The organism is Acaryochloris sp. CCMEE 5410 (assembly GCF_000238775.2).
Lineage (GTDB): Bacteria > Cyanobacteriota > Cyanobacteriia > Thermosynechococcales > Thermosynechococcaceae > Acaryochloris.
The window spans coordinates 2,145,487-2,162,206 of sequence record NZ_AFEJ02000001.1 but is presented as its reverse complement, the minus strand read 5'-3'; the positions used below and the strand labels follow the sequence as shown (position 1 = coordinate 2,162,206).

Annotated in this window: 13 protein-coding genes and 1 pseudogene; 12 read left to right on the top strand and 2 right to left on the bottom strand. The window is 49.6% G+C overall.

The annotated features are described in order from the left end of the window. Nucleotides 1–26: 26 nt before the first annotated feature. The gene (locus ON05_RS09675) at nucleotides 27–1,436 is read left to right on the top strand and encodes a serine/threonine-protein kinase (RefSeq protein WP_010475424.1); all 1,410 of its coding nucleotides are present in this window, start codon (nucleotides 27–29) and stop codon (nucleotides 1,434–1,436) included. Nucleotides 1,437–1,609: 173 nt separating this feature from the next. Next, on the top strand, nucleotides 1,610–3,085 hold the full coding sequence (locus tag ON05_RS09670) for a GTP-binding protein (protein ID WP_010475422.1): 1,476 nt from the start codon (nucleotides 1,610–1,612) through the stop codon (nucleotides 3,083–3,085). 10 nt (nucleotides 3,086–3,095) lie between these two features. On the opposite strand, the gene ON05_RS09665 is transcribed toward ON05_RS09670, so the two are convergent. Then, complete coding sequence (locus tag ON05_RS09665) at nucleotides 3,096–4,382, bottom strand: ABC transporter substrate-binding protein (protein WP_010475421.1); 1,287 nt, start codon at nucleotides 4,380–4,382, stop codon at nucleotides 3,096–3,098. Nucleotides 4,383–4,624: 242 nt separating this feature from the next. On the opposite strand from ON05_RS09665, the gene ON05_RS09660 reads away from it, so the two are divergent. The 8 genes from ON05_RS09660 to ON05_RS09625 all read left to right on the top strand — a co-directional run bounded on the left by ON05_RS09660 (nucleotide 4,625) and on the right by ON05_RS09625 (nucleotide 11,136). Next, nucleotides 4,625–4,999, top strand: a complete 375-nt coding sequence (locus ON05_RS09660; RefSeq protein WP_262561498.1) for a hypothetical protein — start codon at nucleotides 4,625–4,627, stop codon at nucleotides 4,997–4,999. Between the two features lie 578 nt (nucleotides 5,000–5,577). Next, on the top strand, nucleotides 5,578–5,952 hold the full coding sequence (locus ON05_RS09655; RefSeq protein ID WP_010475419.1) for a PadR family transcriptional regulator: 375 nt from the start codon (nucleotides 5,578–5,580) through the stop codon (nucleotides 5,950–5,952). A 249-nt stretch (nucleotides 5,953–6,201) separates the two neighbouring features. Continuing rightward, nucleotides 6,202–7,008 (top strand): Tic22 family protein, encoded by an 807-nt coding sequence (locus tag ON05_RS09650; protein WP_010475418.1) that lies wholly within the window; start codon nucleotides 6,202–6,204, stop codon nucleotides 7,006–7,008. Further along, nucleotides 6,953–7,915 (top strand): peptide chain release factor N(5)-glutamine methyltransferase, encoded by a 963-nt coding sequence (gene prmC / locus ON05_RS09645; protein ID WP_262561497.1) that lies wholly within the window; start codon nucleotides 6,953–6,955, stop codon nucleotides 7,913–7,915. Before ON05_RS09650 ends, prmC begins: the two co-directional genes overlap by 56 nt. 33 nt (nucleotides 7,916–7,948) lie before the next feature. Next, the gene (locus ON05_RS09640; RefSeq protein WP_010475416.1) at nucleotides 7,949–8,344 is read left to right on the top strand and encodes a DUF2358 domain-containing protein; all 396 of its coding nucleotides are present in this window, start codon (nucleotides 7,949–7,951) and stop codon (nucleotides 8,342–8,344) included. Between the two features lie 23 nt (nucleotides 8,345–8,367). Then, a complete protein-coding gene (ald, locus tag ON05_RS09635; protein ID WP_010475415.1) occupies nucleotides 8,368–9,465 on the top strand; it encodes an alanine dehydrogenase in 1,098 nt (365 codons plus the stop codon). A gap of 67 nt (nucleotides 9,466–9,532) precedes the next feature. Then, entirely contained in the window at nucleotides 9,533–10,360 is an 828-nt protein-coding gene (locus ON05_RS09630) for an SDR family oxidoreductase (RefSeq protein ID WP_010475413.1), read from the top strand. Beyond that, on the top strand, nucleotides 10,330–11,136 hold the full coding sequence (locus ON05_RS09625) for a TRAFAC clade GTPase domain-containing protein (RefSeq protein WP_262561496.1): 807 nt from the start codon (nucleotides 10,330–10,332) through the stop codon (nucleotides 11,134–11,136). Before ON05_RS09630 ends, ON05_RS09625 begins: the two co-directional genes overlap by 31 nt. A 20-nt stretch (nucleotides 11,137–11,156) precedes the next feature. Here the strand turns inward: ON05_RS09625 and ON05_RS09620 are convergent, their stop codons facing one another. Further along, nucleotides 11,157–12,029, bottom strand: coding sequence for an MBL fold metallo-hydrolase (locus tag ON05_RS09620; protein WP_010475403.1), 873 nt, complete (start codon nucleotides 12,027–12,029; stop codon nucleotides 11,157–11,159). A 103-nt stretch (nucleotides 12,030–12,132) separates the two neighbouring features. Here ON05_RS09620 and ON05_RS09615 point away from each other — a divergent pair. Beyond that, nucleotides 12,133–13,331: pseudogene (locus ON05_RS09615) on the top strand (homocysteine biosynthesis protein). A 287-nt stretch (nucleotides 13,332–13,618) separates the two neighbouring features. Beyond that, on the top strand, nucleotides 13,619–16,720 hold the full coding sequence (locus ON05_RS09610) for a carotenoid oxygenase family protein (protein WP_010475399.1): 3,102 nt from the start codon (nucleotides 13,619–13,621) through the stop codon (nucleotides 16,718–16,720).

Genomic DNA, 16,720 nt, shown 5'->3' with positions numbered 1-16,720 from the left:
GCATGACATTGCCGACAAAGAGATTCATGCTGGAGCAGCCCTTTTATCAAACGGGTGACCTGATTGCGGAACGGTATCATGTGCAATCCGTTCTAGGTCAAGGCGGATCGGGCATCACCTATGCCGTGGAAGATGTCCATACTCATCAGCAATTTGCTGTAAAAGCGCTGTCTCTCAGAGGAATTTATGACTGGAAACAGTTAGAACTATTTGAGCGGGAAGCTAAAGTTCTAGCGCAACTCGAACATCCAGCCATTCCTCGGTATATCGACTACTTCCAAACCGACACAGCAGGAAATCGATGGTTTTACATTGTTCAGGCACTAGCCCCAGGCACATCACTCGCTGACCTTGTGCAGGATGGATGGCAAGCTAGCCAAGCTGAAGTGCGTCAGTTGGCTGTGCAAATTCTAGGCATTCTGAAATATTTACATGAGTTAACGCCACCGATTATTCATCGGGATATTAAACCGCACAATATTATCCGTAATGAGGATGGCCAGATTTACCTGGTGGATTTTGGAGCGGTGCAAAATGTCTATCGCAATACGATGGTAGGTAGTACGGTGGTGGGAACTTATGGCTATATGGCTCCCGAACATTTCCAGGGAAAAGCGGTCCCGGCGACGGATCTCTATTCTTTGGGGGCAACCCTCCTATTTCTCCTGACGCACTGTTCTCCTGCCGATCTACCCCATCAGCGACTGAAGATCAATTTCCGCAAAGCCGTGCAACTCCAGCCAGATTTTGCCGATTGGTTAGACCATATGCTTGAACCTGCCGTGGAAGATCGCTTGAACTCGGCCCAGGAGGCATTGGCGGAATTAACCCAGCCCTCTCCCACCCGCCCCAAATCGTTATCTCAAAGAAAAAAGGAAGCGCTGCGACATCAGCCTAAAGGGAGTAAGATTCAACTCCAGAGAACGCCATCCCAACTGACGGTTGATATTCCCCCTAGTGGATTGCGGGGGAAAACCTTGGGGGTGGGGCTGTCTGCCTTGTTTTTTGAAGGGATTGCCTTGGTGATCGCAGCCAGTGTCGCCACCAGTCTATTCAATGGCCAAGTTCCTCCTCTGTTTGCGTTTGTCGCGATTCTACCCCTACTGATTTCAGGATCAGGGCTGTTGATAGCGGTCTTGTTCGGTATTGCTGGGAGTATCCAGTTACAGATCAACCCTCAAACCTTTCAACTGTGTTGGCAAATTCAGCGCTTGGGGCTGCGACATCCAATATCGGGCAGCACAGCAGCATTGGATGGGGTTAAACTAACGACGGCCTATAAAAGTAATGACCGACCCGTTGCCGCCTGCACCCTGATTGAAGGAGACAAACTCTATAAATTTGGTACGCTGCTTAGCCTGCCCGAAAAAGAATGGCTCGTTCGGGAAATCAGTGATTTTTTATGGTGTCAGCCACGCCAGAAACAGAATACCTAAAAGGCTCAGCGGTTTAAGGTTTAGCGTGACCTGCTCAAAAATGTAGGATGTCAGAAGCTCAGCGCTATCTGTGCAACCTGAATTAAAGGGTTCAGGCGTCTGACTGATGTAGATCTCCCTGATAGCGCTACCCTAGAGATCACGCGAGGAGCGGTATTCTCCAGTCATTCCCTATGAACTCCGGTTTTCCTAACCCTTACGCCTTTGAGCATTCTGATCCAGAGACCTTAGAAGCTGAGCTGGATCAGACCATTCAGGATTTTGAGCAAATGCAGGCAGAATTGGGGTATCAGCAAGCCCATTCTGCCCTAGAGACCTTGGTAGATAAGCTGGATCTCTCTCCCCGAGAGCGAGCGGGACTAGAAACCGAAATCAATTCCCTGCAATCCATGCTCGACAAGTTGGAAAAACAGGTGGTGCACATCGCCGTGTTTGGCATGGTCAGTCGAGGCAAATCGTCCCTCCTCAATGCCTTGTTAGGACAGTCTGTGTTTGCCACCGGGCCAGTGCATGGGGTGACCCAACAGAGTCAGCAGGCGAGCTGGTTTGTGGATCAAGACTCTGGCGAAGAGGCCATTCGCGTCTCTTTGCAAGGGGTGGGGCAATCCCGGATTGAACTGATTGATACCCCTGGGATTGATGAAGTCGATGGTGAAGTGCGGGAGCGCCTGGCTCGCCAAATTGCTCAACAGGCCGATTTGATTTTATTTGTGATTGCGGGGGATATGACCAAGGTAGAGTTTGAGGCTCTATCGGAGCTGCGGCAGGCCAGTAAGCCCATCTTGCTAGTGTTCAACAAAGTGGACCAATATCCCGAGGCCGATCGCAATGCCATTTACGAAAAAATTCGAGATGAGCGAGTGCGGGAGCTGCTGTCTGCCGATGAGATTGTGATGGCTTCGGCGGCACCACTGGTGGCCCAAGCGATTCAATATCCCGATGGTCGATTGGGGGCCGAACTCGTGCCAGGACCACCCCAAGTTCAAGATCTGAAGCTAAAAATATTGGAAGTGCTGGAGCGGGAAGGCAAGTCCCTGGTGGCCCTCAACACCATGCTCTATGCCGATGATATTAATGAGCAGCTGATTGAGCGGAAGATGCGGATCCGCGATCGCAGTGCAAATCAGATTATTTGGCGTGGCGTCATGGCCAAAGCTGTCGCCATTGCCCTCAATCCCGTTACCGTTGTGGATGTGCTCAGTAGTGCCGCCATCGACATCGCCATGATCCTCACTCTTTCTAAGCTTTACGGCATTTCCATGACCCAAAAAGGAGCCGTAGACTTACTACGAAAAATTGCCCTAACTATGGGCGGTGTTGGCGCTACGGAACTATTAACCACTCTGGGGCTAAGTTCCCTCAAAGGACTCCTCAGCTTAGCGGCTCCAGCAACGGGGGGAGCCTCCCTGTTGCCCTACGTTTCTGTGGCCGTTTCCCAAGCTGCCGTGGCGGGGGTGTCTTCCTATGGCATTGGCGAAGTCACCAAACGGTACCTGATTAATGGGGCGTCTTGGGGACCCAACGGTCCTAAAACCGTCGTCCATGAGATTCTCTCTTCCTTAGATCAGGCCACCATTCTCAATCGGATTAAATCGGAGCTAAAGGACAAGCTTGAGTCCTCGGATGACCCCATAGCTGAAGACGATTGAGCTTATGAGTCTATTCTGTGGTTTTAGCGGGTTCTGACCCCGTAATGGCGATGGTATCGCTGACGGTGAGTTTGCCCTGTTCATCAATGGTCCAAATGTCGTAACTCCCGGTCACATCCCCTTGCGGATTGAGATCGACCGTACCGCTAGCGCCTTGGTAGTTGATGGTTTTCCCTGCGCGTAACAACTTTAAGGCTTCACAAACATCCGTCACTTCTTCTCCGGGGGCATTGGCGACCGATTGCAAATGTTCTCGAATGCCAGAACCTGTGGGTTCTTTGGCGGCCTCAGCAGCCAAAACTAGCAGCGCTGCCGCGTCCCAAGTATTGGGGTCAAAGACACTAGGTTCTCGCTTAAAGGCATCCTGATAGCGTTGCTGGAACGCTTCTAAGGCAGGGCCTCCCGCACTGGGAGCCGTCCCCAACATCCCAGCCACAATATATTGACCTTGGGAGTTTTTCCCAACTAAATCCGCCAGATTGGCTTCTTTCATGCCGTCTGTTGCGATTAAGGCCGTTTCCCCGTTGAGGAACCCTAATTCTTCCGCAGACTTGAGGATTAAACTGCCGGTTTCGGGATAGGACACCAGCAAGACGGCATCCGGCTCTCCCTTAAAGACCTGATTCACTTCGGTATCAAAGGTGGAAGTATTGGGATCATAGAAGGTGGGTCGGGCTTCATTGACCACGGTTCCCCCTAAGGCTTTAAAGGCTGGGATAAAGGCAGAGACTAAGCCATTGCCATAGTCATTATTGATAGCTAAGATCGCGACCGATTTATACCCTTTCTGTTGGGCCAGTTGGGCGAGGGCCTGACTCTGGAAGGTGTCAGGGGGCGCAGTTCGGGCCCAAAAGCCTTTAAATTCACCTTTTTCGGCCCGTTCAGTAAACACAGGGCTCGTACTGGCCGGAGAGATTTGGACAACTTGACCCCGAACTGCAATGGGAAGCGCTGCGCTAGATGATGCACTAGAGGCTGCTCCCACCACTCCCACGACCTGATCAGCCTCAACAAGTTTAGTCATGGCTTGGGTGCCTTGGGCGGGATCCGTTTGAGTATCCGCACTGATGAGGGTGACCGGTTTACCCAATACTCCATCACAGGCATTCACGGTTTTGATTAACAGGTTGGCCGTTTCTTGCATCGGCGTGCCATATTGCGCCAAGTCTCCGGTAATCGGCAATAGTGTACCGAGTTTGAGGCCGCCTCCTGTTGAGTTAGGGACAGATAATTGACATCCTGTAATGGCACAACAAAGCCCTAAAGCTGCCCCTGAAACTAGACGTTGACGAAGCATGACCAACCTCCCGAGCACCGAATATCAACCATGAGTTGATGAGACCAGAAAATTCAATCACCAGCTTAGTCGACTCACTTCCGCTTCTCCTAGTCCTGCTACAAAGCTTTAATTTGCCCTAGCTTGACGAGAGGCGCTTGGAGACCCGCATGGCCCCAAATTGCGACCATTCACCATATTTTCACTGGGGGTTTGTATCGTAATACACAGTTTTGATTTGGGATATCCCCCGGAGGATCAGCATGAAAATAAAAGCGCTTGCCGCTATGAGTCTGGGCCTGTGTTTGCTGCTACCGACAGCCTCGACCCTGGCTCAATCTGAGTCGGATTCGATGCCCATCACTCCTACTCCTGATGGTTCGATGACCCCAGATGCGCCCCCCGAGGCAGCTCCCCCTGTAGAGACCGAAGCTGCGCCCCCCGAAGAAAGCATCACACCAGAGAGCGCTTCACCCACTGAAGGTGCTGAGCCAGATGCCAATATTGGCGGTGCAGAAGATGGTGCTAAGTTGGTCACCTGTGGCCCTAATGGTGCCGCTGTGGTCGCGATGTCGGTTCGCCCTGGTTGCCACTTACTGAAGGTGAACTCCCCCCCGGTGTTAAGTAAGCACTCCTGAGCATCAGAGCAAAGCTGATGAATTGGAATTCTGATGGTCTGGAAATGTTATTCACGTTTTCTTCACAAAGTTAGATAACTATCACTAGGCTTTGAGTAGAAACCCATCGCCTGAATTGTTCTGAAGGCTTTGATGTTTATGTAAGCTATCTTTACTGAACAAAGGTCTAATCTTTCGGCCACAAGACTATACCTTTGTTCAATAAAGAAAAACTTATTCGTTAGTTTTTAGTGATTACTTTTTTTTACTATCAAAAATGGCCGGACTTTGATCAAATGGCGCAAAGTAGCTTTGTAGACTGAGCATCCGAGTAACGCAGGATTAAATATATCAATCTCGCTACTGAAAATTTTATTTACAAAAATAAATAATTTGCTGCCCTTATTCTTGCATAATGCAAATTAATGAGTGCTTTCAGAGTTTTCTAAGAAAACTCTAATTTTTTTTCTTAGAAATTTTTGCTAGGCTAGGAAAAGTGAATCAAAGATTTGAGTATTAATCAGGCCATCGCTTGTCCCCATGTCGATCCGCGAAGTGGCGATGCCTAAATTTATCTTAATTGATCAAGGGGTATGACTATGAACGTTCAAGACATCCACCAATATTTCAAAAACCCTCCGCCCGTTTACATTACTAAAGAAGTAGCTGTTTGCTATATCTTGACGGTTTTGTTGGAAGAAGGAGATTCCTATGGCACGGCTCTCCTGAAGCATATTCGAGCCAATCACCCTCCCTATCGAATCTCTGATACGGTGCTGTATGCGGCCCTCAATTTCCTTATTGATGAGGAGATGCTGAGTGGCTATTGGCAAAATGAGTCGGGTCGAGGTCGACCTCGGCGGATGTATCAAGTTGCCGAGGGACGGGAAGAGGATGCTAAAAACTTGTCCCAATTGTGGCTAAAGTTTCTCGGGAAGGATCCTGCCTTAACGGAGTCTTTAGTGTTGACTTAATCCCCCTTAGACCTTGATTGAATGAGCTTTCGGCTGGAACTATACCTGGGTTCCAGCCGTCTTAATATCAACGTGGGATTTGAATATTTTATTCCCCCGGGACATGACTTGACAGACGAGTGATCGATGTTAAGGTTTAACTCTGCTATGTGCATACTCAAGGCATGTAAGCACGGGTTTGAGGTCACGAATATCGGGTTTGCTTGAACTCACGCACATTCAAAATTTCTGAGCAATTAGAGAGGAGCTATGAAAGGATTAATTCGCTGGGGTCTGATAGTTAGCCTGGCTGGAGGTGGCTTTGTCGGTACCTCTCTAGTGCAGCAAGAAGCTGCAATCGCAATTCCTGAAGCGGAAGCGGTTAAGCGCCTCGAAACGGTTCCTACTTTTGCCGTGACGGACGAGAAAGGGTCCCCCGTTCTCGCTGCTGTCCCGAACCCGAAAGATAAGACCAAAAAGATCCAGGTGGCGACGTTCTTTATGAGCCAAACGGATGCTCAAAATTTGGTCAATAACTTAAAAACCAACAAGCCTGAAATTGGTAAGTCAGCCCGAGTGACGCTGATTTCCCTCCGGGATGCTTATGAAATCACCAAGAAGAATAAGGATAAACAGGATCAACTGGTGTTCCAATTTATCCCCAATAAAGAGCAAGTCGATCTGGCCAAGGCCATCCTCAAGCAGGAAGGTCAGGATGTTAAGCAGTTCCAGGGCGTCCCCATGTTCTTCGCCATTGGCGGCAAAGAGAAGGGATTGCTGACGATTGAGCAGGGCAAAGAGAAGATCATCCCCTTCTATTTCCGCAAGCAAGATTTGCAGGGCATGATCGACCAGCTCAAGAAGCAAAATAACCCCCTGAGCGGCACCACCAAAATTCAGGTGACGTCCTTGGATCGCCTGGTGGGTTCTTTGTTCAAGTCTGAAGATGCCACCGCTAAACAAATTGTGCTGATTCCGGCCCGAGATGCCTTAGAGTATGCTGTTCAGCAGCAGAAGAAAAATGGCGCTCAGCCCCAGAAGCCCAGTGCAACCCCAGCAAAACCGGAAGCCAAGTAATCGTTTCCAAGTCTCAAGTTCAAGACTTTGGCAATGGCATCAACAAGCGATCGCAGATCTGTCTCAAGAACAGGGGCGGTCGCTTGTTGATTTAAGACAGGAATTGGATTGGCTGTTGTTAGAGATCTCTAACCTTACCCCTCTAGATTTGAAGCTAACGCCATCTGCGCCGCCAATCGTTCAGATGCAGGTGTCCTTAGAAGAACTGCAGCAGCTCTGGCACCAACGACTGACTGAGAATAGGCCGGTTCAACATCTGACGGGGACAGCCCATTGGCGTCAATTTCATTTACAGGTGTCAGAGGATGTTCTGATTCCTCGTCCAGAAACGGAATTACTGATTGATTTAGCAGTGGACGCCGCTCAAAATTCTACTCGTCTAGAACAAGCCAATTTATGGGCCGATCTGGGCTCGGGAAGTGGGGCCATTTCTTTAGGGCTAGCGACGGCTTTTCCGCAAGCGACGATTCATACTGTGGACTGTAGTCAAGCAGCTCTAGCTATTGCCCAACGCAATAGTCAAACCTATGGTCTAGACCAACAAATCCGCTTTCATTTGGGGCAGTGGTTTCAACCTTTAGTGGGTCTAGAAGTCCAGTTCTCTGGGATTGTTAGTAATCCGCCCTATATCCCAACGAAAATTTTACCGACCCTGCAGCCTGAAGTGTTTGAACATGAACCGCATTTGGCGTTGGATGGTGGTGAAGATGGATTAGGCGCGATACGGGAGATTGTTGCGATCGCACCCCAATACCTCCGACCCGGTGGTGTCTTACTCCTAGAGATGATGTGTGGCCAAGATGTAGCCGTTAAAACCCTCCTCATCAACCAAGGCCAGTACGAACAGATTCAAATTCATCCAGATTTAGCGGGTATTCCTCGATTTGCCCAAGCTTACCGAATATAAGTTACGGTTCGAGTAGCAGCATTTGTGACGACCATGACCATTCTGGAGCGCCTTCAAGCAGACTACGACCGTTTCCCCGAGAACCAGTCTTTTGACCTGTATGCAGAGGATGTTTACTTCAAAGATCCTCTCAACCAGTTCCGTGGGGTTGCCAAGTATCAGGAAATGATTGGCTTTATCCAGAAGTGGTTTATCAATACCCGAATGGAAGTGCATGGGATTGAGCAGCAAGACAACGAGATTAATACCCGTTGGACCTTGTATTGGCAAGCTCCCTTCCCCTGGAAACCGGAGATGGCCATTACGGGCCGTAGCGAACTGAAGCTCAACGACGCAGGGTTAGTGTGTAGCCATATCGATTATTGGGATTGTTCGCGCTTCTCGGTGTTTAAACAACTCTTTTTCCCAGTCTCATCGTCTACCTTGTAGATAGGCGGTTAACAAGGTGGGGTATGGAAATCGGTTTACCGAAAGAAATCAAGGATCAAGAATTTCGTGTTGGTCTTAGCCCTGCTAGCGTGCAATCTTTATGCCAGCAAGGTCACCAAGTTTTTGTCGAGACCCATGCTGGGATAGGCGCGGGTTTTCCAGATGAGGACTATCTGCAAGCTGGGGCCAAGATCGTTACCACCCCCGATCAAGCATGGAACCATGAGCTAGTCGTCAAGGTGAAAGAACCCTTGCCTGCGGAGTATGGACTGCTGCAATCGAAGCAAATTCTATTCACTTATTTGCACTTAGCGGCAGATCGCACTTTGACGGAGCAGTTAATGCAAGCCAATGTCAGTGCGATTGCCTATGAAACGGTCGAAGTAACCTTACCCGATCGCATTTCTTTGCCTTTACTCACCCCCATGAGCGTGATCGCGGGTCGCCTCTCCATCCAGTTCGGAGCGCGGTTTCTGGAGCGTCAGCAAGGTGGACGAGGGGTCTTACTAGGAGGAATTCCAGGCGTCAAACCTGGCAAAGTTGTCATTCTCGGTGGCGGTGTGGTGGGCACAGAAGCGGCTCGTATTGCTGTTGGTATGGGTGCTCAAGTCACCATCTTGGATATTAATGTGGAGCGACTTTCCTATTTAGAGACCCTCTTTGGCTCTCGGGTAGAGTTACTGTACAGCAGCTCCCGGCATCTAGAGCAGGTATTACCCACGGCTGATCTATTGGTCGGTGCTGTTCTTGTACCCGGCAAACGGGCTCCCATCTTAGTGTCTCGCACATTAGTACAGAACATGGTGGCGGGTTCGGTGATTGTGGATGTTGCAGTCGATCAAGGCGGCTGCATCGAAACACTGCACACGACCTCTCACACCGATCCAGTTTATGAAGCCGATGGGGTTCTCCATTATGGGGTTCCCAATATGCCCGGAGCAGTACCGTGGACGGCGACTCAAGCTTTAAACCACAGTACGTTCCCGTTTGTAGCTCAGCTTGCCAACCATGGCTTAAAGGCCCTAGAGCAAGATGCTGCCTTGCAAAAGGGATTGAATGTTTATCAACAGCGCTTGGTTCACCCGGCAGTCCAACAAGTCTTCCCCGACTTAGCTGCCTAAATCAGCTCTGGGAGAGCGGCTCAACGGTATGCTGAAAGGGACGTCTTGAGTGGTTGGGCGCGAACCTATGTCCCATGCTGGTGAATTAAATCCTGAGTCTGATTTGGTCTTGGTGGTAGGTGCCACAGGCGGGGTGGGGCAACTGACGGTGGGCGAACTCCTAGCCCAAAATATCAAGGTGCGAGTTTTATCCCGCAGTGAAGATAAGGCCCGGCAGATGTTTGCTGATCAAGTTGAGATAGTGGTAGGCGATACCCGCGAGGCAGACACTTTACCAGCAGCAATGCCCGGTGTAACCCATATTATTTCCTGCACCGGCAGCACCGCCTTTCCCACTGCCCGATGGGAGTTTCGAGCAGCGTCAACTCGGTGGGAATGGTTTAAGCGATATGCCAGACCCAACTATTGCCAAGCCCAAGCAGACAATAGCCCGGAAAAGGTGGATGCAGTAGGGGGGCAACATTTGGTTGATGCTGCGCCTCAGGATCTAAAGCGCTTTTTACTCGTCTCTGCTTGTGGTATCGAGCGCAAAGATAAGCTGCCCTTCAGTATTCTCAATACTTTTGGGGTTTTGGATGCCAAGCTGGTGGGTGAAACGGCGCTCCGTGAGTCAGGTTTGCCTTTCACGATTGTGCGTCCCGGTCGCCTGATCGATGGTCCCTATACCTCCTACGATTTGAATACGTTGTTGAAAGCCAAAACGGAAAGTCAGTTAGGGATTGTTGTTGGCACGGGGGATAAGCTATCCGGAGAAACGAGTCGGATTGATTTGGCAGCGGCTTGTGTCGCCTGTCTGCAGAATTCCCACACGGAGGGCAAGGTTTTTGAAATAATGAGTGAGGGGGCTCGACCTAGCACCATTGATTGGAACACTCTATTTTCGGAACTGATCTAGCCCCAACAATGCAGCGTGTCGCTCAATTTTTTTCGAGGCAACCTCCCAAAACCTATAATATTTTGAGTATTGGCTTCCGTGGCGCTGGGAAAACCGTTTTTCTGGCAGGTAGCTATACTTCTCTGCACTTTAATCGAAAAAAAGCTCGATTGCACCAAGAATGGCTGGACTGCCAAGATGCTGAGTCTCACGAGAAGATGAATCAGCTGTTGGACTTTATCACCCAGTCTCGTCAGTATCCACCGCCAACCCTAAAAGCGACCGAGTTTAAATTCAGTGTTAAGACTCGAACCCTCTGTGGCGTCAAAACGCGCTGCCATTTGCACTGGTGGGATATTCCGGGAGAATTTTGCCAGCCTAATAATGCCGATTTGCAATTGCTGCTCTTTAGCTCCCATGCCTGCTGTTTACTGATCGATGCCCCCGCGTTCGTCAATGATCGTCCCTATCAGCAGAAAGTGAAATCGGTGCTCCAACAATTAGCGAACTTCCTTCCCAAATCCCAAGCAAATCGCCCTAACTATCCGTTAGCAGTGATTCTGACCAAGTTTGATTTATTGCAAACAGAGCTGAGTCGGGGACAGCTCAAGCAGCAGCTTCAACCGTTTGTGCAGGATTTACGCAGTCATCAGATTAACGCTCACGGGTTCACCTCTGCCATTCCGCTAATCTCCTTTGGGGCTAGCGTGACATTGCATCCTCAAGGTACAGGTGCGCCTTTTCGCTGGCTGATTGCGGAATTAAGCAACTCATCCTACCGAAAGAATCAGGATTGACACGATTTGAATCAGGCTGTTTAAGCTTCAGTCTCCATAACGGCAATACAGTTTTTAATCTGCTGAGGCATATCATCCAAACTGGCATGATATCGACGTCCATGTCCTGGCAGAATCCAGTCAAAATCGTAATTTAACAGCTTGTGCATGGATTGAATTTGCTCATCCCAGGAATACCAACAATAGCGTCGGAACCCAACCAAACGATTCGACCCTGCTGACCACGCTAAATGGTCTCCCGTAAATAAAAAATGCTTATGCAGCAAAACGGTATGGCCTTTGCTATGGCCCGGTACGGGAATAATCAGTAGCTCTGAAGCCAAAGGATAGGGTGCAGTCCCTTCAATCTGTAATTCCACATCTAGGGTTTCGGTGGAAATATCATCCTGGTGCAAGATTCGGGTGCAGCCAAAATGGGCTTGAAACTGAGCATGGTCCGCCACATCATCCCGATGGGTAAGATACATATACTTGATGCCCCCCATTGCTTCTAGCTGTTTGACCAATGGCGGAGTGAATCGGGGGGAGTCCACCAGAACATTGCCCTTGTCCCGTTGAATAAAATAGCTGGTCGCGCCAAAGGATTTTTCAGAATGGTAGCCGCAGTGGTAGACATTCTCAGCAATTAGCATAGGTAGGCTCTGCTGTACCTGTTGAATTTCGATGGGTTTATCTACGGTGCCAATTGAAGCTGTTGGGCAAGCGAGTAACGCTTGTAGGGCATGCAGCCGGTCTTTCTCTTGCGTGGGCTGGGCAAACACGGCGGACTGACTGCCATCCCGATGGAAAATGTTGGGGGCCATCCATCGGCAGGTATCACAGTCAATGCAAGTACTATCAACGTACAAATCACCCGTAACGTTTTGCGATCGCCTTTTCTGTATCTGAGCCATTTTTAAACCCTCTTGAAACACCGCTTGTCTCCAGCCTAGCGTGAGCCTCAAGTCTTCAGTCGCAGTGATAGGCTGTAACCGTCCGTGACTTCTCCTATCCCCTATGCGTACGATTGCCGAGATTAACGACAAAATCGAAGCGGGCAAAGCCGTGGTTTGGACCGTCGAAGAACTAAAAGCCAAAGTGGCCGATATGGGGATTACTAAAGCCGCGAAAGCTGTCGATGTGATTACCACGGGCACCTTTGAACCGATGGAATCTTCCGGGGCCATTCTCAACTTGGGGCATACGGATCCACCCATTAAAATTCGCCAATGCTGGCTGGATGGGGTGGCGGCCTATTCGGGGTTTGGGGCCGTTGACCTTTACCTAGGTGCTTCCCAAGCCCCGGATCGCAAGCAGCCCTCAGAATTGATGGAGGGGAAGATATCCAGATGCAAGGGGGCGGCCATGTGATTGAAGATTTGATCGCCGGTAGAGCGGTTCATCTCCGGGCACTGGGACAAATGACCGATTGCTATCCCCGGGCCACTCTGGACACGATGATTACCAAGGAGACCATCAATCAGTTTTATCTGTTTAATCCCCGCAATCTCTACCAAAACTTTATTGTGGGGGTGAATGGGGGCGATCATCTGCTTTATACCTACTTAGGTCCCTTACAACCGCGTTTAGGCAATGCCATCTACTCCAATCCAGGCGCTTTATCTCCCCTCCTCAATGACCCCAACCTACGGTTGATTGGCGTTGGCACTCGCATCTTTTTAGGGGGAGGCGTGGGCTATGTCACCTGGGAAGGTACTCAGCATTTTCCACTCCAAAAACGATTGCCGAATGATACGCCCATTGGGCCAGCGGCGACTCTGGCACTGATTGGAGATGCCAAACAGATGGAGTCGCGATGGGTGCGAGGCTGTTATTTCAAGCAGTATGGCCCCTCCTTGATGTTGGGGGTCGGGATTCCCTTACCGGTAATAGATGAAGAAGTCGTCCGCTGCTGTGCGGTTACGGATGAAGACTTAGTGGCTCCCATTATCGATTTTTCGATTCCTCGTCGAGTGCGACCCACCTTTGGCCTCGTCAGCTATGCCCAGCTTAAATCTGGAACCATTCAGGTGGAGAGCACCAAAGTCCGTTCTGCTCCGTTAGCCAGTATGGCCCTGGCGCGTCAGGTGGCGCTGGAACTAAAGCAGTGGATTGAGTTGGGGACGTTTACCTTAACGGAACCCGTGGCGTCTATTGCGTGCGATCGCACCTTCGTTCCCCAGGATGCTTGGGGGTCGCAAATTAGTCTGGATTAACCTCAGGTCCTTCGAAGAATCTGGAGGTTTCAGTCAGTAATCTGATTGAAATCAGGAATATTTTTATGGTTCAAACAACGAATAATTGTTGTTGGCAGCCTGAACAACTTTGTGCCCCTATTTCTTTCAGCAAGTTAAAAAAAATAGGGTATTCACAACAACCGAATTCAGCAAAATTTAGCATAAACAACATCTCAAGCTTGGGTCACCCATGAGGTAAAAAGCTTCATTCTTGACTCGAACTGCTTTCAGCCAGCGTCAACCTATCAGTGCAAGGGAACATCACAGTGAGCGGACCTTCAACAGCATCTCAAACCTGGCCATCCTTTCCCAAAGCGATCTTGTCGGTCAGTCGTAAGGAACATTACCATCAGCCTCTAGGTTTAACGATTCTGTCTAGGAAGAATGAGGAAAAACAAGTAGACCCCAGCAGTACAGCCTTCCTAGATCCACAATATTGGCATAGCCATTCTCCCCAGTCTGAGGAGCTAGGGCCTCTCCCCTCCACCTTGAAAGGCCATGTATTTGTGATTGGCACGGCAGCCTCTTTTGATTCCAAAAAGATAGAAAATACTGAGATTTATTTACCCACCCAAGATGGTTGGCAACATATTTATTCTGGCGATGGCATGATCTATCGCTTAGATTTTCATAACTCTGTGCATTCAACCGCTACACCAGAAAACCCTCACCCCGAACAGCCTTGTGCCACAACCCAGCAACCGGGATGGGCCCATTTAGCGACTCGTCTAATCAAAACCCCTGATTACTATGCAGACTGGGCTTTGGAATCCAACCCCAAGTATCAAAAGCCGAGGTCAGACTATCAGCAGCTGACGTTTCGGGATGCAGCCCTAACGCGTCTATCGATCGGGTTGGGCGGTCGAAATTATCTCAATACCGCCTGGTTACCCTTAAAGCCGAAACAAAATGATAGCGAGCGGTTACTGGTGACTTGGGATGCCGGACGGCCCTATGAAGTTGACCCTTGCTCCTTAGGATTAGTTGCTCCCGTCGGCCTCAATAAAGATTGGAAACCCATTTTTGATATGCCAGCGGTTTCACGGCCTTTGCAAAAGTGGTTTGGGTTCCCGATTTTGTCCCAGGTCTTTCCCATGATTTTGTCATCGGCCCATCCGGTTTATGACGACCATGAAGATGCCGTTTATATGGTCAATGGCACCAAATCCATGGGGAGCATGATGCAAGTCTCACGGCTGCAGCCCTATTTCCTCAAAGGGGTTTTGGAATTCATCAATAAGCAAGAGGAAGAAGACCCCAGTGTCCCGCGAATGTCCTTCTTTAACTATGTTGTGTTGGGGGTCGTTAATGTTGCGCTGTGGCTAGTCGGGATATTGCTGGCTATTTTGAGCTTCTGGGAAGTAGGGGGGACCGATCGGCTTTTCCTCTATCGATGGCAGGGGGAGCAAACAGAGATTGAGGAATCCAATCAATGGGAAGTGGTCACGGAGAAGGGGCGTTCAATTCCCATCTATCAGTCCGTTCATCAAATGTCTTTGACGAAAGACTACATTGTCATCTCTGATTCCAGCTTTAAATTTGTGGTGGCTGATGTACTGCCCAGCCTCTTCAATCCCCAAGATTTTACAAAAAACCTACGCAAGATCGTTCGGTTTGTTGCCCGCTCCAAACAGAAAGGGACCGAAAAGGCTGAACCCACTCCCACCTCAACTGACTCTCCCGATAAAAATCCAGAGGAGATTAAACAAGAGGTTAAAAGGGACTGGCGCCAGGATTTTCAAGATTTATTCTCATTCCTCAACTACGCCCAAACCCCCTACACCGATGTGTACGTTATTGCCCGCTCTGATCTGGAGTCTGGGGATTCCAGTCTAGGTGTCCGCAAAGTCAAGGCTAAGCATTTTCGTCTTCAACCGGAAACTGCCCATTTCCTGGCGAGCTATGATAATCCAGCCGGTAAAGTGGTGCTCCATGTCGGTCATATCAAAGGTCTTGATCCAGCCGAGTTTGTCAACAAAATTGATGAGGCAGTCTGTCATTATTCCGCCACTAGCAACTCAGGCCAACCTTGTCCAGAAGATATCAATGAAGCCCTGCAGCAGCGATCCGGGGTTTTAGCCAACAGTATGGCACCGAATCAGTTAGGGACGTGGACCCTAAATATGGAAACGGGGCAATCTGAAAAAGTCATTATTGAAGACGAAGACAAGTTTCAGCTGCTGGCCTTCTTTGCCCTCAACGAAAAGACAGCCAACCAAGTCACAGATGTGTATTGGAATTGTGGCGGTGCCTGGCCTAATCATCACACCCTCAATCATCTCGATTTATACAAAGAACAAATCGAGCCTCAAGTACTCGATCAACAAATTAACCGGCTTGCTAAGGAAGGCAGACCAGCCAATCTACTGCGAGTCAGTCAGACTCCTGCTCTAGACGGACAGACCTCCACGCCTCCTCAACTCAAGGTTGAAGACTATTACGCCTTTCCGCCAGGCTGTTATGCCAGCTCTCCTCAGTTCGTCCCCAGAGAAGATGGCCTCCCCAGTTCTACCCATGGCTATATTGTTTGCGTAGTTGTGGCGACGGATTATCCACAAACAGACCATGCAATCCATCCTAAGTTGAGTGAGCTATGGATCTTTGATGCCGCCCACCTCAGCCAAGGGCCGCTATATCGGCTGAATCACCCGGAGTTAAATATTGGGCCAACCCTACATACAGCCTGGCTGAGCAAGCTGGAATCGCCCCCCTCGCGGACGGACTATGACGTTCGGGATGATTACCAAGGGGTGCTGGATCAAGTGGAACCTGAGAGCCTCAGACAACGCATCCAGGATCTATTTGACCAGGATGTTTTTCCTAAAGTTCTGCATGACAGTGCAGATGCGAGTGCAAAGCAAACCTTTAAGATGAGGATTTTTGATGCTAATGGCGTATCTTCGGCGGTCCATCGTGGTGTTGAACAATATGCGATGGCCTGTGGATACCATAATCCGGTTGTGCTTCGAGTTGAAGAAGATACCTTAGTTCAAGATGTTCAATATCAAGATACGGATCAACTTTCCTCCCAGCAGTTCGCTGAAATTGCCCAAGTGGGGGTTGACTTGTTTCGCGGTCACCCACCCAGGCAACAATATGATGAGCCATCGTCACTTCTCCATCAGAGTGCCAAGGCCCTCGCAGCTCTGTTAAAAATCATTGCTGCTGTAGAAAATGGAGTTCTGCTGCTGGGCCAACTGATTATTATCAAATCGAGTAATCCAGAGAGTCTCCCCCAGACCTATGTGAAAGTGGTTTCGGAAGAGTTAAAACAGACCCTGGCAGAGACCCCTGAGCTGTTGGATAGCTCCCAGGCAATGGTCAATTTTCTCTATAACCGAGCAGAATTACCGGATGCCATTGCTTAG

Bases quoted from the DNA above. Each gene is read 5' to 3' on its own strand.
- ON05_RS09675 (WP_010475424.1), top strand. From the start codon at position 27: ATGCTGGAGCAGCCCTTTTATCAAACGGGTGACCTGATTGCGGAACGG.
- ON05_RS09670 (WP_010475422.1), top strand. From the start codon at position 1,610: ATGAACTCCGGTTTTCCTAACCCTTACGCCTTTGAGCATTCTGATCCA.
- ON05_RS09665 (WP_010475421.1), bottom strand. From the start codon at position 4,382: ATGCTTCGTCAACGTCTAGTTTCAGGGGCAGCTTTAGGGCTTTGTTGT.
- ON05_RS09660 (WP_262561498.1), top strand. From the start codon at position 4,625: ATGAAAATAAAAGCGCTTGCCGCTATGAGTCTGGGCCTGTGTTTGCTG.
- ON05_RS09655 (WP_010475419.1), top strand. From the start codon at position 5,578: ATGAACGTTCAAGACATCCACCAATATTTCAAAAACCCTCCGCCCGTT.
- ON05_RS09650 (WP_010475418.1), top strand. From the start codon at position 6,202: ATGAAAGGATTAATTCGCTGGGGTCTGATAGTTAGCCTGGCTGGAGGT.
- prmC (WP_262561497.1), top strand. From the start codon at position 6,953: ATGGCGCTCAGCCCCAGAAGCCCAGTGCAACCCCAGCAAAACCGGAAG.
- ON05_RS09640 (WP_010475416.1), top strand. From the start codon at position 7,949: ATGACCATTCTGGAGCGCCTTCAAGCAGACTACGACCGTTTCCCCGAG.
- ald (WP_010475415.1), top strand. From the start codon at position 8,368: ATGGAAATCGGTTTACCGAAAGAAATCAAGGATCAAGAATTTCGTGTT.
- ON05_RS09630 (WP_010475413.1), top strand. From the start codon at position 9,533: ATGTCCCATGCTGGTGAATTAAATCCTGAGTCTGATTTGGTCTTGGTG.
- ON05_RS09620 (WP_010475403.1), bottom strand. From the start codon at position 12,029: ATGGCTCAGATACAGAAAAGGCGATCGCAAAACGTTACGGGTGATTTG.